This is a genomic window from Cellulomonas hominis (genome assembly GCF_901521055.1).
Classification (GTDB): domain Bacteria; phylum Actinomycetota; class Actinomycetes; order Actinomycetales; family Cellulomonadaceae; genus Cellulomonas; species Cellulomonas endometrii.
This window is the reverse complement of record NZ_CABEGA010000009.1, coordinates 1-13306: the sequence shown is the minus strand read 5'-3', so window position 1 is coordinate 13306 and position 13306 is coordinate 1. Positions and strand designations below refer to the sequence as shown.

The following is a 13306-nucleotide window of genomic DNA, read 5'->3' as shown; positions in this document are numbered from 1 at the left end:
TACGACGTAGACAGAAAGGAGCCGGCCATGGACGACACCCCGATGATCCGGACGCGGGGCCTCCAGAAGGCCTTCGGCGCGACCCCCGTGCTCACCGCGGTCGACCTCACCGTGCCGCGCGGGCAGGTCCTGGGCCTGCTCGGGCCCAACGGTGCGGGCAAGACCACCACGGTCGAGATCCTCAGCACGCTGCTGCGCCCCGACGGCGGGACCGCGACCGTCGCCGGCCACGACGTCGTGCGCGAGCCCGAGCGGGTCCGCGAGACGATCAGCCTCACCGGCCAGTACGCCGCTGTCGACGAGCTGCTGACCGGGCGGGAGAACCTGCGGCTCATGGCCCGGCTCGCGCACCTCCCGCGGGCGGCGGGCCGGCGACGCGCCGACGAGCTGCTCGAGCTCTTCGACCTGGTGGACGCCGCCGACCGGCTCGTGCGGACCTACTCCGGCGGGATGCGCCGCCGCCTGGACCTCGCGGTCAGCCTGCTGACGCGCCCGCAGGTGATCTTCCTCGACGAGCCCACGACCGGCCTCGACCCGCGCAGCCGCGCGGACCTGTGGGAGGTCGTCCGCGACGTCGTGGCCGGCGGCGCCACCGTGCTGCTGACCACGCAGTACCTCGACGAGGCCGACGCGCTCGCCGACCGCGTCGCGGTGCTGGACCGCGGCCGGGTGATCGCCGACGGCACCGCCGCGGAGCTCAAGCGCCAGGTCGGCGCCGCGCACGTCGAGCTGCAGCTCGCCGACGGCCGCACCGAGCGCATCGCGACCGACGCCTCCGTCCCGGACGTCCGCCGCATCCTCGCCGACGTCGAGCGACGCGCCCTGCCCGTCGAGACCTGGCGGGTCGCGGTGCCGACCCTCGACGACGTGTTCCTCACCCTCACCGGCCACCACGCCGAGCACGCGGCCCCCGCGGGCGCCCTCGACACGCAGGCCCTGCTCGCCCGGGAGGCGTCATGACCACCACCCTCGCCCCGTCCGCGCCCGCGCGGGTGACCGTCCGGCCCCCGCTGGGCGGCTGGGCCCTGCAGGACACCGCGGCCATGATCGGCCGCAGCCTGCGCCGGTCGACCCGCACGCCCGACACCCTGATCATGGGGATCGCGCTGCCGGTCATCCTCATGCTGCTGTTCGTCTACGTGTTCGGCGGCGCGATCCGGACCGGCCAGAGCTACGTCGACTACGTCGTGCCGGGCATCATCCTGCTGTGCGCCGGGTACGGCGCCGCCACCACCGCGGTGTCCGTGGCCTCCGACATGACGGGCGGCCTGATGAACCGGTTCCGGACGCTGCCCGTGCGGCCGGTCGCCGTGCTCACCGGGCACGTCGTGGAGTCGGTGGTGCGCAACGCCGTCTCGACCGCCCTCGTCGTGGCCGTCGCGTACGCCGCGGGGTTCCGGCCGACGGCGGGCCTGTCCGAGTGGCTCGCCGTGTCGGGGGTCGTGCTGCTGTACGTGCTCGCGCTGACCTGGACCGCGGTGTGCATCGGCATGGTCGCGTCCGGGCCCGAGGCGGCGAACGGGTTCACCTTCGCGATCATGTTCCTGCCCTACGTGTCCAGCGCGTTCGTCCCGCCGGAGTCGATGCCGCGGGTGCTCGAGGTGGTCGCGACGTACCAGCCGGTGACCCCCGTGACCGACACCGTGCGGGCCTGGCTCACCGGCGCTCCCGGGGGGCAGCCGGTGGTCGCACTGGCGTGGTGCGTCGGCCTGCTCGTCGTCGCCCGGCTCACCGCCGCCTGGATGTTCCGGCGGCGCGCCGCACGCTGACGGTCCCCGGCCGCGCCCGGTCGTCCCCAGGCTGCTGCCGTGGGGGTGACCGGGCGCGGTTCGGGTGGTGGGATGGGGGCAGCACGCACCGCTCCGACACCGAGGACCAGCACCGATGGCCGCACCGGGCACCGCCACGCACGACGGCTTCGCGGCCGACGCCGACCGCCGTACCGTCGCCGACCTGCGCGCCGGCGGCGGCATCAAGTGGACGACGTTCCCGGACCAGATCGGCGCGTTCGTGGCCGAGGCCGACTTCGGCACCGCCCCGGAGGTCCGTGCCGCGCTGCGCGAGGCGGTGGACGCGGAGCGGTTCGGCTACCTGCCGCCGCCCACGGTCGACGCGCTGTCCGAGGCGTTCGCCGGCTGGGCCGCCCGGCGGTACGGCTGGGCGGTCGCGCCCGAGCGGGTGCGGCCGGTCGCGGACGTGATGGCCGCCTTCCGCGCGACGGTCCGGCACTACACAGCCCCGGGGTCGACGATCGTGCTGCCGACGCCCGCGTACATGCCGTTCCTCACCGTCCCCGCCACGCTCGGGCGCCGCGTCGTCCAGGTGCCCCTGGTGCGCGACGGCGACCGGCTGGTGCACGACCTCGACGGGATCGACCGGGCGCTCGCCGACGGCGGCGGGCTCGTCATGCTGGTCAACCCGCACAACCCCACCGGCCGGGTGCTCGACCGCGACGAGCTCCTGGGGATCGCGCAGGTCGCCGACGCGCACGGTGCCCGGGTGTTCGCCGACGAGATCCACGCACCGCTGGTCTACGCCGGGCGCCGGCACGTCCCGTACGCGTCCGTCGGCCCGGTCGCCGCCGGCCACGCAATCACCGCCGTGTCGGCGTCGAAGGCGTGGAACGTGCCGGGCCTGAAGTGCGCGCAGCTCGTGCTGAGCGACGACGCCGACGCGGAGCGGTGGGCGGGGCTCGCCGAGGAGTACGAGGAGGGCGCCTCGATCCTCGGCGCCGTGGCGAGCACCGCCGCGTACACGCACGGCGGCCCGTGGCTCGACGCCGCGCTCGACTACCTCGACGGCAACCGGCGGCTGCTCGGCGAGCTGCTGGCCGAGCAGCTGCCCGCCGTCCGGTACACCCCGCCGGAGGGCACGTACCTGGCGTGGCTGGACTGCCGCGCCCTCGGGCTGGGCGACCGGCCCGCGGAGCGGTTCGCCGCGGCGGGCGTGGCGCTCACGGACGGGCCGGCGTGCGGCGCGGCCGGCGCCGGCTTCGCCCGGTACACCCTCGCGACGCCCCGCCCCGTCCTGCGCGACACCGTCACCCGGCTGGCCGCCGCCGTCGCGTCGGGCTGACCGCCCGCGGCCCGCACCCCGCTCGTCCCGACACACCCGCCCCTCGCGAGGAGGACCGATGTCCGTCCCACCCCCGGCCACCACCGACCCGGGCGCCCGCCCGGACGCCGGCGCCGTGCCGTCCGGCAGCGCCCTGACCGTCGAGACCGCCGGCGTCGACATCATCGCCGACCGCGACCGCAAGGGGACGCCGCGGCAGCTGTTCTGGCCCTGGTTCGCCGCGAACGTGTCCGTGCTCGGGCTGTCCTACGGCGCCTGGGTGCTGGACTTCGGCGTCTCGTTCACCCAGGCCGTGATCGCGAGCGTCGTCGGGATCGTCTTCTCGTTCCTCCTGTGCGGCGTCGTCGCGCTCGCGGGCAAGCGCGGCTCCGCCCCGACCATGGTGCTGTCCCGGGCCGCCCTCGGCGTGCAGGGCAACCGGGTCGCCGCGGTGCTGTCCTGGCTGCTGACCGTCGGCTGGGAGACGATCCTCACCGCCCTCGCGACCCTGGCGACCGCGACGGTCGTGGAGGCGCTCGGCTGGGGCGGCGGCACGGGCGTGCAGGTCGTGGCGCTGGTCGTCGTGGCCGCGCTCATCATCGCCGGCGGGGTGTTCGGCTTCGACCTCATCATGCGGATGCAGACCGTCATCACCATCGTCACCGCGGTGCTGACCGTGGGCTACGTGCTGCTGGTGGTCGACCACGTCGACCTCGACGCCGTGACCGCGCTGCCAGCCGGGACCGCGCAGGCGTTCATCGGGGCCCTGGTGTTCATGATGACCGGCTTCGGGCTCGGGTGGGTCAACATGGCCGCCGACTACTCCCGCTACCTCCCCCGGCACACCTCCGGGCGCGGAGTCGTCGGGTGGACCACGTTCGGCGCCTCCCTCGCCCCGGTGCTCCTGGTCGTGTTCGGCCTGCTGCTGGCGGGGTCCGACGCCGAGCTCCGCGCGGCCATCAGCGGGGACCCGATCGGCGCGCTCACGACGGTGCTGCCCACCTGGTACCTGGTGCCGTTCGCGGTCGTCGCGGTGCTCGGCCTGATCGGCGGCGCCGTGCTCGACATCTACTCGTCGGGGCTGGCGCTCGTGTCGACGGGCCTGCCGATCACGCGGCCGGTCGCGGCCGGCATCGACGGCGTGATCATGGTGCTCGGGACGATCTACATCGTCTTCGGCTCCGACACGTTCTTCGGCGTCTTCCAGGGCTTCCTCATCACCCTGGGCGTCCCGATCGCCGCCTGGGCGGGGATCATGCTCGCCGACGTCCTGCTCCGGCGCCGGGACTACGACGACCTCGACCTGTACCGCCCCACCGGCCGGTACGGCCGTGCGCCCGCGGTGCCGCTGACCCTGCTGGCGCTCGGCACCGTCCTGGGCTGGGGGCTCGTCACCAACGCGTCGGCCGGCTGGCTGACCTGGCAGGGCTACCTGCTCGGACCCGTCGGCCTCGGTGGCAAGGAGGGCGCCTGGGCGTACGCGAACCTCGGCGTGCTCGTGGCGCTGGTCGTCGGCTTCGCCGGCACCGTGCTGCTCCGCCGCGGGGCGGTCCGCCGGCAGGAGTCGCTGCCGCCGTCCGGCCCCGGCGCACCGACGACCGCCGGCGCCGAGGCGGTCCGGTGACGGGCCGCAGCGTCCTGGTCGTCGTGGACATGCAGCCCGTGTTCGCCGACGACGGCAGCCCCTGGGCGGCGCCGAGGTTCGGCGAGGCGCTGCCCGTGGTCCGCTCGCTCGCGGAGGCGGCCGGCCCGGAGCGGACGGTCTTCACGCGCTTCGTGGCGCCCGAGCGGCCCGAGGGCTCGTGGGTCCCGTACTACGCCGAGTGGCCGTTCGCCCTGCAGTCGCCGGACGCCCCCGCCTACCGGGTGGTGCCCGCCCTGGAGGACCTCGCGGCCGTGTCGCCCGTCGTCACGGCCACGACGTTCGGCAAGTGGGGCGCCGAGCTCGCCGCGCACGTGCAGCCGGGCGACACGATGCTGCTCGTCGGCGTCTCGACCGACTGCTGCGTCCTGTCGACCGCCCTGGCCGCGGCCGACGCCGGGGTGGCGGTCCGGGTCGTCGCCGAGGGCTGCGCGGGGTCCGACGACGCCGCGCACACCCGGGCCCTCGACGCGATCCGGCTGTACGCGCCGCTCGCGGACGTCGTCGACACCACCACCGCGCGGGCGGTCCTGGCCACCACCACGTGAACCGGTCCGTCCGCGACGGGCACGACTCCGCCGGGCACCCACGAACGGTGTCGAGGGGCTCACCGTGACCACCGCAGTCACCGCGCCCCGCAGGGAATCCGCCGGACACCTCCGCCAACCGTGACCACCGCAGTCACCGCGCCCCGCAGCGACCCCGCCGGACACCTCCGCCAACCGCGACCACCGCAGTCACCGCGCCCCGCAGCGACCCCGCCGGACACCTCCGCCAACCGCGACCACCGCAGTCACCGCAGCCACGGCGGTCACCGTGGTCGCACTCCCCGGAAGTCGACCGCGACCCCCCGGAGCCACCGTGTACACGCGCGAGTGGCCCAGGCGGTGACGCGAACGCCCCGGGGGCGACCCGTGATCGAGTCGCCCCCGGGGCGGTGTCGTCCGGCGGTTCAGGCCAGGCGCTCGGCCGTCTCCACCACGTTGGCGAGCAGCATCGCGCGGGTCATGGGCCCGACGCCGCCCGGGTTCGGCGACACCCACGCGGCCACCTCGGCCACGCCGCGGTCGACGTCCCCGACGATGCGGCTCTTGCCGTCGCTGTCCGTCACCCGCGAGACGCCGACGTCGATCACCACGGCCCCCGGCTTCACCAGGTCGGCCGTCACCACGCCGGGGACGCCCGCCGCCGCGACGATGACGTCCGCGTTCCGGGTGTGCTCGCCGAGGTCCACCGTGCCGGTGTGCGTCAGCGTCACGGTCGCGTTCACGGCGCGGCGCGTCAGCAGCAGGCCGATGGACCGGCCCACGGTCGTGCCCCGGCCGATGACCGTGACGTCCGAACCGGCCAGCTCGATGCCGTGCCGCGTGAGCAGCTCGATGATCCCGCGCGGCGTGCAGGGCAGCGGCGACGTGATGTCGTCGTTGACCCGCAGCACCAGCCGGCCCAGGTTCGTCGGGTGCAGGCCGTCGGCGTCCTTGTCGGGGTCGACGAGCTCGAGCACCCGGTTGGTGTCGACACCCCGCGGCAGCGGCAGCTGCACGATGAACCCGGTGCAGGCCGGGTCCTCGTTCAGCCGCCGGACCGCGGCCTCGATGTCCTCCTGCGTCGCGTCGGCGGGCAGGTCCTCACGGATCGAGGCGATGCCGACCTCCGCGCAGTCACGGTGCTTCCCGGCGACGTAGGACACCGAGCCCGGGTCCTCCCCCACCAGCAGCGTGCCGAGCCCGGGGCGGACGCCCCGCGCCGCGAGCGCGTCGACCCGCTGCTTGAGCTCCGCCTTGATGGTGGCGGCCGTGGCCTTGCCGTCGAGCGTGCGTGCCGTCATCGTCGCTCCCCGCTCAGTACTGCTGGAGGCCGGGGTACAGCGGGAACGCGTCGGCCAGCTTGGCCACGCGCGCCCGGAGCGCCTCGACGTCGGCCGACGCGCCCGCCACCAGCGCCGTGGCGATGATGTCCGCGACCTCGGTGAACTCGGCGTCCCCGAACCCGCGGGTCGCGAGCGCCGGGGTGCCGATCCGCAGGCCGGAGGTGACGCGCGGGGGGCGGGGGTCGAACGGCACGGCGTTGCGGTTCACGGTGATGCCGACGTCGTGCAGGAGGTCCTCCGCCTGCTGGCCGTCCAGGGACGAGTTCCGCAGGTCCACGAGGACCAGGTGCACGTCGGTGCCGCCGGTCAGCACGGACACGCCCGCGGCGGCGACCTCCGGCGCGACGAGGCGCTCGGCGATGATCCGCGCGCCGTCGATCGTGCGCTGCTGACGGTCCTTGAACTCCTGGCCGCCGGCGATCTTGAACGACACGGCCTTGGCGGCGATGACGTGCATGAGCGGGCCGCCCTGCTGGCCCGGGAACACGGCGGAGTCGATCTTCTTGGCGTACTCCTGCTTGCTCAGGATGAAGCCCGACCGCGGTCCGCCGATGGTCTTGTGCACGGTCGACGACACGACGTCCGCGTACGGGACGGGCGACGGGTGCAGGCCCGCGGCCACCAGGCCCGCGAAGTGCGCCATGTCGACCCAGAGCTTCGCGCCGACCTCGTCGGCGATCTCCCGCATCGCGGCGAAGTCGAGGTGCCGCGGGTAGGCGGACCAGCCGCCGATGATCACGGCCGGGCGGTGCTTGAGGGCCGCCTCGCGGATCGCCTCCGGCTCGATGAGGAAGGTCTCCGGGTTCACCCCGTACGCGCCGACGTCGTAGAGCTTGCCGGAGAAGTTGATCTTCATGCCGTGTGTCAGGTGGCCGCCGTGCGCGAGCTCGAGGCCCAGGATGCGGTCGCCGGCGTTGGCCAGGGCGTGCAGCACGGCCGCGTTGGCGGTCGCGCCGGAGTGGGGCTGGACGTTGGCGTGCTCGGCGCCGAACAGCTCCTGGGCGCGGGAGATCGCCAGGTTCTCGGCGATGTCGACCTGCTCGCAGCCACCGTAGTAGCGGCGGCCCGGGTAACCCTCGGCGTACTTGTTCGTCAGCACGGAGCCCTGCGCCTGCAGGACGGCGCGCGGCACGAAGTTCTCGCTGGCGATCATCTCGAGCGTGCCCTGCTGGCGCGCCAGCTCCCCGTCCAGGACGGCGGCGATCTCGGGGTCGACCTGCGACAGGTTCTGGTCGAGCAGCGGCGTGTTCTCGGCGCTCATGCGTCTCCTCGGCAGTCGGCGTGCGCGGTCTGTCGACCGCACACCGATGGTGTGGGGTGACCGCGGGGCCCAGGCGTCCGACCCGACGTCGTGCTGCTGCGTCGCTCCCCGGTGGTGCCCCACCTGTGCGCCAGTCGCGACCCCGTCAGCCTAGCAACGTCACCGGGCACCGCGGGGAGGCGTCCGCCGGTCGGTCGCCTCAGGCGGACTCGGCGGTCTCGTCGTCGCCGAGGATCCGCCGCAGGTACGCGTACGTGAGGTCGCCCACCGTCTGGTCGTGCTCGTGGGTGTAGCCGTGCTTCTCGTACAGCGCGAGGTTGTGCACGGAGTCCCGGCCGGTGAACACCCAGATCTCCTCCACGTCCTCGGGCAGGTGCGGCAGGATCGCGAGCAGCAGCTGGGTGCCGATGCCGTGACCCTGCTGGTCGGGCGCGACGGCGAACCGGCCGAGCGTCGCCTTCCTGCCCTCCAGCACCACCCGGATCGAGCCGACGAGCCGGTGACCGGCCCACGCGCCGAGCGTCACGACGCCCTCGGCGGCGAGGTCGGCGCGCAGCTCGCTGAGCGTCTGGGTCAGCGGCGGGATGTGCGGGTCGTCGTACTGCTGCGCCTCGGTGACGAACGCGGCGCGGCGCAGCGTCAGCAGCTCCCCCGCCTCGGCGTCGACGACGGGTCGGATGGTCACCTCGGTCTCGCTCATGCCCCCATCGTCTCAGCCCCTGCGCGGGCTCGACCACTCACAGGTCCCATCACCCGGGTGAACGGCCGCAGTACGGTCGCCACCGGCACGCCGGGGGCGCCCGCCGGTACCCTCCACCTCGTGCCGAACTCGACCCCCACCTCCTGGGTGCTCTCCCTGTCCTGCCCCGACCAGCCGGGCATCGTCGCCGCGGTCGCCGGCCTGCTGGCGGAGCACGGGGGGAACATCACCGAGTCGCAGCAGTTCGGCGACCCCCTGTCGGGCCTGTTCTTCATGCGCGTCGAGGTCGCGTCGCAGGCGTCGCGGGAGGAGCTCGAGGCCGCCCTGACGGCGCTCGCCCCGCGGTTCGCCCTGGACTGGTCGCTGGACGTCGCCGGCCGGAAGATGCGCACGCTGCTCCTCGGGTCGACCGCCGCGCACTGCGTCAACGACCTGGCGTTCCGGCAGCGGTCCGAGAACCTGCCGATCGACATCGTGGGGCTCGTGTCGAACCACACCGCCCTCGCGGACCTGGCGCGGTTCTACGACATCGACTTCCACCACGTCCCGGTCACCCGGGACACCAAGGCGGCGGCGGAGGCCCGGCTCCTGGAGCTGGTCGACGAGCTCGACGTCGAGCTGGTCGTGCTGGCCCGCTACATGCAGATCCTGTCCGATGACCTGTGCCGGGCGCTCGCGGGCCGGATCATCAACATCCACCACTCGTTCCTGCCGTCGTTCAAGGGCGCCCGCCCCTACGCGCAGGCCCACGACCGCGGCGTGAAGCTGATCGGCGCCACCGCGCACTACGTGACCGGCGACCTCGACGAGGGACCGATCATCGAGCAGGACGTCGAGCGCGTCGACCACAGCCGCGGCGTGAACGACCTGGTCGCCCTCGGCCAGGACGTCGAGCGGCGGGCCCTGGCGCGGGCGGTGCGCTGGCACGCGGAGCACCGGGTGCTCCTGGACGGGCACCGCACGATCGTCTTCCGCTGAGCGGTCCGGCGCCCGGCCTCAGAGCGACGCGGGGCGGGTCGGCCGGGGTAGCCGGCCCGTCGGCGTGATGCCGGTGATCGCGGCGATCAGGTCCTCGTAGGACGCGTGCTGCGCGTCGAAGTCGCCGTTGATCCGGCCGAGGCGGAGCACGACGATGCGGTCGGCGACGGCCTGCACGTCGACCATCGAGTGGCTGATCATCACGACGCCGAGGCCGCTCTCCCGCAGGCGCTCGACCATGTTGAGCACCTCGGCGGTCTGCGAGATGCCGAGCGACGCCAGCGGCTCGTCCAGGACGACCACGCGCGGGTTCCCGACCAGGGTGCGGGCCACGGCGACGGCCTGCCGCTGCCCGCCGGACAGCGCGCGCACGGGGGCTCGCACGGAGGGCACCCGGGCGGCGAGCCGGCTCAGCACCTCCCACGCGCGGCGCTCCATCAGGCGCTCGTCCAGCATCCCGGCGCGGCGGAGCTCCTGGCCGAGGAAGAGGTTCTGCACCACGTCGAGGTTCTCGCACAGGGCGAGGTCCTGGAACACCGCGGCGATCCCGAGCTCCCGGGCCGCGCGCGTGGACGGCAGGGCGACGGGGGTGCCGTCGACCTCGATGTGCCCCGAGTCCGGGGCGAGCGCGCCGGACATCACGCGCGCCAGCGTCGACTTGCCGGCGCCGATGTCGCCGACGATCGCGACGACCTCGTGGGGGTGGATGTCGAGGTCGACGTCGACCAGCGCGCGCACGGCGCCGTAGTTGCGGGAGACGCCCCGCACCGACAGGACCGGCTGCTTCACCTGGCCTCCTCCGCTGCGTCCCTGCCGCGTGCCCTGCTGCACCCGTGGTTCATCCTGCCACCGCCATCGACTGCGCAATACCGGCGTGGTCCAGCGCCAGGGCCAGAGCGCCCCGCACCTCCGCGGCGGTGCCCAGCTCGGAGACGACCACCTCGACCGGCCCGGCGGTGCTCGGCAGGGTGCGCTGCGCGAGGACGTTCCTGAAGGTGTCCAGCAGGATCGGGCCGGCCTCCGCGAGCCGCCCGCCGACCACCACGAGCTCCGGGTCGAAGAGGTTGCACGTGTTCGCGGCGGCGACGGCGAGCGACCGCCCGGCGTCCGAGATCACCCGCCGGCACCCCGGGTCGCCCTCCTGCGCGCGGCTGATCACGTCGGGCAGGGTGAGGTGCCCGTGGCTCGCCTCGAGCATGGCGAGCAGCGCGGGCGCACCGATGAACGTCTCGAGGCACCCGCGGTTCCCGCACCGGCAGATCGGGCCGTTGTCGTCGATGGTGATGTGCCCGAACTCCCCCGCCGCGCCCGTCCGGCCGTGGAACACGCGCCCGTCGGCGATCAGGCCGCTGCCGACCCCGTGCGACACCCGCAGGTACAGGACGTGCCGGCGACCGCGGGCGGCACCCAGCCGCAGCTCGGCGAGCGCCCCGAGGTTGGAGTCGTTGTCGACCTGCACGGGCACGCCGAGCCGGCGCTCCAGGACCTCCGGCACCGACACCCCGTCCCAGCCGCGCAGCACGCCCACGGACACGATGCGGCCCGACACCGGGTCGACGGGCGCGGGGACGCCGACACCGACGGCCAGCACCTCGGACATCGACGCCTCGACGGAGTCGACGAGCTCGGTGAGCAGGAGGGACGCCCGTTCGAGGCCCGCGTCGGCGCGGTGGTCGGGCGGCAGGGGCATGCGCTGGTCGGCGACGATCCGGTGCGCGACGTCGGCGACGGTGACGCGCAGCGACCGGGAGCCGAAGTGGATGCCGCCGACGAGCCCGAGGTTCCGCGCGAGGGTGACCTGCTGGGCCCGGCGGCCGCTGCGGGAGGTGGGCGACGTGTGCAGGACGCCGGCGCCCGTGAGCTCCTTGACGATGTTCGACACGGTGGCGGGTGACAGCCCCGTGAGGCCGGCCAGCTCGACCTGCGTGAGGGAGCCACGCTGCTGGACGGCACTCACGATCCGGGCCCGGTTGGCTTCACGGAGTGAAGATTGCGAGCCCGGAGTCACCCGGTCAGTGCCCACGTCCCCGAGGATACAGCCGCGAACACCTAGCCCGGGACGCGGACGGCACCACTCAGCGATGCGTTCACTGCTCGACGGCAACCCCTGTCCAGAACCGGGCCGCGCACGACGACGGCCGCCGCCCGCGGGGTGCGCGGGCGGCGGCCGTCGGGCGGTCGCGGGACGTCAGCCGAGGCGCGTCGCCAGGTTCTCGTCCAGCGCGGCGAGGAAGTCCTCGGTGGTCAGCCACTGCTGCTCCGGGCCGACCAGCAGAGCGAGGTCCTTGGTCATCTTGCCGCTCTCGACGGTCTTCACCACGACGTCCTCGAGGGTCTCCGCGAACTGCGTGACCTCCGGGGTGCCGTCCAGCTTGCCGCGGTGCTTGAGGCCACCGGTCCAGGCGAAGATCGACGCGATCGGGTTGGTCGACGTCGGCTTGCCCTGCTGGTGCTGGCGGTAGTGCCGGGTCACCGTGCCGTGCGCCGCCTCGGCCTCGACGGTCTGGCCGTCGGGGGTCATGAGGACCGACGTCATGAGGCCGAGCGAGCCGAAGCCCTGCGCGACGGTGTCGGACTGGACGTCGCCGTCGTAGTTCTTGCAGGCCCAGACGTAGCCGCCCTCCCACTTCATGGCCGAGGCGACCATGTCGTCGATGAGGCGGTGCTCGTAGGTCAGCCCGGCCTCGGCGAACGCCGTCGCGAACTCCGCGTCGAAGACCTCCTGGAACAGGTCCTTGAACCGGCCGTCGTAGGCCTTGAGGATCGTGTTCTTCGTCGACAGGTACACCGGGTAGCTGCGCTGCAGGCCGTACGCGAACGAGGCGCGCGCGAAGTCGCGGATCGACTCGTCGAAGTTGTACATGGCCATCGCGACGCCGCCGCCCTCGGGGTACGTCACGACCTCCTGCTGGATCGGCTCGGAGCCGTCCGCCGGGGTGAACGTCAGGGTCAGCGTGCCGGCCCCCTGAACCGTGAAGTCCGTCGCCTTGTACTGGTCGCCGTGGGCGTGGCGGCCGATGATGATCGGCTTGTTCCAGCCCGGCACCAGGCGCGGGATGTTGCTGATGATGATCGGCTCGCGGAACACCACGCCGCCGAGGATGTTGCGGATGGTCCCGTTCGGGGACCGCCACATCTTCTTGAGCCCGAACTCCTCGACCCGCGCCTCGTCCGGCGTGATCGTGGCGCACTTGACGCCGACGCCGTGCTCCTTGATCGCGTGCGCGGCGTCGACCGTCACCTGGTCGTCCGTCGCGTCCCGGTTCTCGATCGACAGGTCGTAGTAGCGCAGGTCGATGTCGAGGTACGGATGGATGAGGCGGTCCTTGATGAACTGCCAGATGATCCGCGTCATCTCGTCACCGTCGAGCTCGACGACCGGTCCAACCACCTTGATCTTCGCCATGCGGCCAGATTACTTGACGTCGAGAGACTTCGCGGGCCGCCGGCCCGTCCCGGGGCGTCCAGGCACGGCACAGCGAACCCTGGCATGCTGGACGGATGTGCCCGACCCCGGGCGGCCGACGCGCCGGGACGGGGCCGGCACCGGCGCGGACGCCCTGTACCGCGGACCGCGCCCACCACCGCACTCCCGGACGAACGGATGATCATGCCGCAGGACAAGCCCGAGCCCACGAGACGCTACGCTATCTCGTATGCCGTCTTCTGCTTGAAAAAAAAAAATTTTTGCTCGATCCGCAACTGCTCGGGCGCTAGCGTGGATACGGGGCGGCTGTCTTCGTCGCGGTCGCCGTTGTGTTCTCTGCATAGGCCGTCTTATTCGTCCTGCGCCCCGTCCTC

12 protein-coding genes and 1 riboswitch are annotated in these 13306 nt (G+C 73.5%); of the genes, 6 read left to right on the top strand and 6 right to left on the bottom strand.

Going from position 1 to position 13306, the window contains the following annotated elements; all coding sequences use genetic code 11:
• Positions 1-27 precede the first annotated feature (27 nt).
• The 5 genes from KJP73_RS01400 (at position 28) to KJP73_RS01380 (ending at position 5244) form a co-directional block, all read left to right on the top strand.
• Positions 28-960: an ATP-binding cassette domain-containing protein gene (locus KJP73_RS01400; protein WP_213280971.1), complete on the top strand. Its 933-nt coding sequence runs from the start codon at positions 28-30 to the stop codon at positions 958-960.
• The gene (locus KJP73_RS01395) at positions 957-1769 is read left to right on the top strand and encodes an ABC transporter permease (protein WP_213280970.1); all 813 of its coding nucleotides are present in this window, start codon (positions 957-959) and stop codon (positions 1767-1769) included. The genes KJP73_RS01400 and KJP73_RS01395 overlap by 4 nt, the downstream gene beginning before the upstream one ends.
• Positions 1770-1884: 115 nt before the next feature.
• Positions 1885-3075, top strand: coding sequence for a MalY/PatB family protein (locus KJP73_RS01390; RefSeq protein WP_213280969.1), 1191 nt, complete (start codon positions 1885-1887; stop codon positions 3073-3075).
• Positions 3076-3133: 58 nt separating this feature from the next.
• Positions 3134-4678, top strand: a complete 1545-nt coding sequence (locus KJP73_RS01385; RefSeq protein WP_213280968.1) for a purine-cytosine permease family protein — start codon at positions 3134-3136, stop codon at positions 4676-4678.
• A complete protein-coding gene (locus KJP73_RS01380) occupies positions 4675-5244 on the top strand; it encodes a cysteine hydrolase family protein (RefSeq protein ID WP_213280967.1) in 570 nt (189 codons plus the stop codon). Before KJP73_RS01385 ends, KJP73_RS01380 begins: the two co-directional genes overlap by 4 nt.
• A 404-nt stretch (positions 5245-5648) precedes the next feature.
• Here the strand turns inward: KJP73_RS01380 and KJP73_RS01375 are convergent, their stop codons facing one another.
• The 3 genes from KJP73_RS01375 to KJP73_RS01365 all read right to left on the bottom strand — a co-directional run bounded on the left by KJP73_RS01375 (position 5649) and on the right by KJP73_RS01365 (position 8527).
• Entirely contained in the window at positions 5649-6524 is an 876-nt protein-coding gene (locus tag KJP73_RS01375) for a bifunctional methylenetetrahydrofolate dehydrogenase/methenyltetrahydrofolate cyclohydrolase (protein ID WP_213280966.1), read from the bottom strand.
• A gap of 13 nt (positions 6525-6537) precedes the next feature.
• Positions 6538-7827, bottom strand: a complete 1290-nt coding sequence (gene glyA, locus KJP73_RS01370; protein WP_213280965.1) for a serine hydroxymethyltransferase — start codon at positions 7825-7827, stop codon at positions 6538-6540.
• Between the two features lie 60 nt (positions 7828-7887).
• A riboswitch (ZMP/ZTP riboswitch) is annotated at positions 7888-7975 on the bottom strand.
• 51 nt (positions 7976-8026) lie between these two features.
• On the bottom strand, positions 8027-8527 hold the full coding sequence (locus KJP73_RS01365) for a GNAT family N-acetyltransferase (protein WP_213280964.1): 501 nt from the start codon (positions 8525-8527) through the stop codon (positions 8027-8029).
• A gap of 120 nt (positions 8528-8647) precedes the next feature.
• Here KJP73_RS01365 and purU point away from each other — a divergent pair, with 120 nt between their 5' ends.
• Positions 8648-9505, top strand: coding sequence for a formyltetrahydrofolate deformylase (gene purU / locus KJP73_RS01360; RefSeq protein ID WP_213280963.1), 858 nt, complete (start codon positions 8648-8650; stop codon positions 9503-9505).
• A gap of 18 nt (positions 9506-9523) precedes the next feature.
• On the opposite strand, the gene KJP73_RS01355 is transcribed toward purU, so the two are convergent.
• The 3 genes from KJP73_RS01355 to KJP73_RS01345 form a co-directional block, all read right to left on the bottom strand.
• Entirely contained in the window at positions 9524-10294 is a 771-nt protein-coding gene (locus KJP73_RS01355; protein ID WP_213280962.1) for an ATP-binding cassette domain-containing protein, read from the bottom strand.
• A gap of 49 nt (positions 10295-10343) precedes the next feature.
• Complete coding sequence (locus KJP73_RS01350) at positions 10344-11462, bottom strand: ROK family transcriptional regulator (RefSeq protein ID WP_249669006.1); 1119 nt, start codon at positions 11460-11462, stop codon at positions 10344-10346.
• A gap of 231 nt (positions 11463-11693) precedes the next feature.
• Positions 11694-12911 (bottom strand): NADP-dependent isocitrate dehydrogenase, encoded by a 1218-nt coding sequence (locus KJP73_RS01345; RefSeq protein ID WP_213280960.1) that lies wholly within the window; start codon positions 12909-12911, stop codon positions 11694-11696.
• Positions 12912-13306: the final 395 nt, after the last annotated feature.

Coding starts and splice junctions, on each gene's coding strand:
- KJP73_RS01400 (WP_213280971.1), top strand. CDS start 28: ATGGACGACACCCCGATGATCCGGACGCGGGGCCTCCAGAAGGCCTTC.
- KJP73_RS01395 (WP_213280970.1), top strand. CDS start 957: ATGACCACCACCCTCGCCCCGTCCGCGCCCGCGCGGGTGACCGTCCGG.
- KJP73_RS01390 (WP_213280969.1), top strand. CDS start 1,885: ATGGCCGCACCGGGCACCGCCACGCACGACGGCTTCGCGGCCGACGCC.
- KJP73_RS01385 (WP_213280968.1), top strand. CDS start 3,134: ATGTCCGTCCCACCCCCGGCCACCACCGACCCGGGCGCCCGCCCGGAC.
- KJP73_RS01375 (WP_213280966.1), bottom strand. CDS start 6,524: ATGACGGCACGCACGCTCGACGGCAAGGCCACGGCCGCCACCATCAAG.
- glyA (WP_213280965.1), bottom strand. CDS start 7,827: ATGAGCGCCGAGAACACGCCGCTGCTCGACCAGAACCTGTCGCAGGTC.
- KJP73_RS01365 (WP_213280964.1), bottom strand. CDS start 8,527: ATGAGCGAGACCGAGGTGACCATCCGACCCGTCGTCGACGCCGAGGCG.
- KJP73_RS01345 (WP_213280960.1), bottom strand. CDS start 12,911: ATGGCGAAGATCAAGGTGGTTGGACCGGTCGTCGAGCTCGACGGTGAC.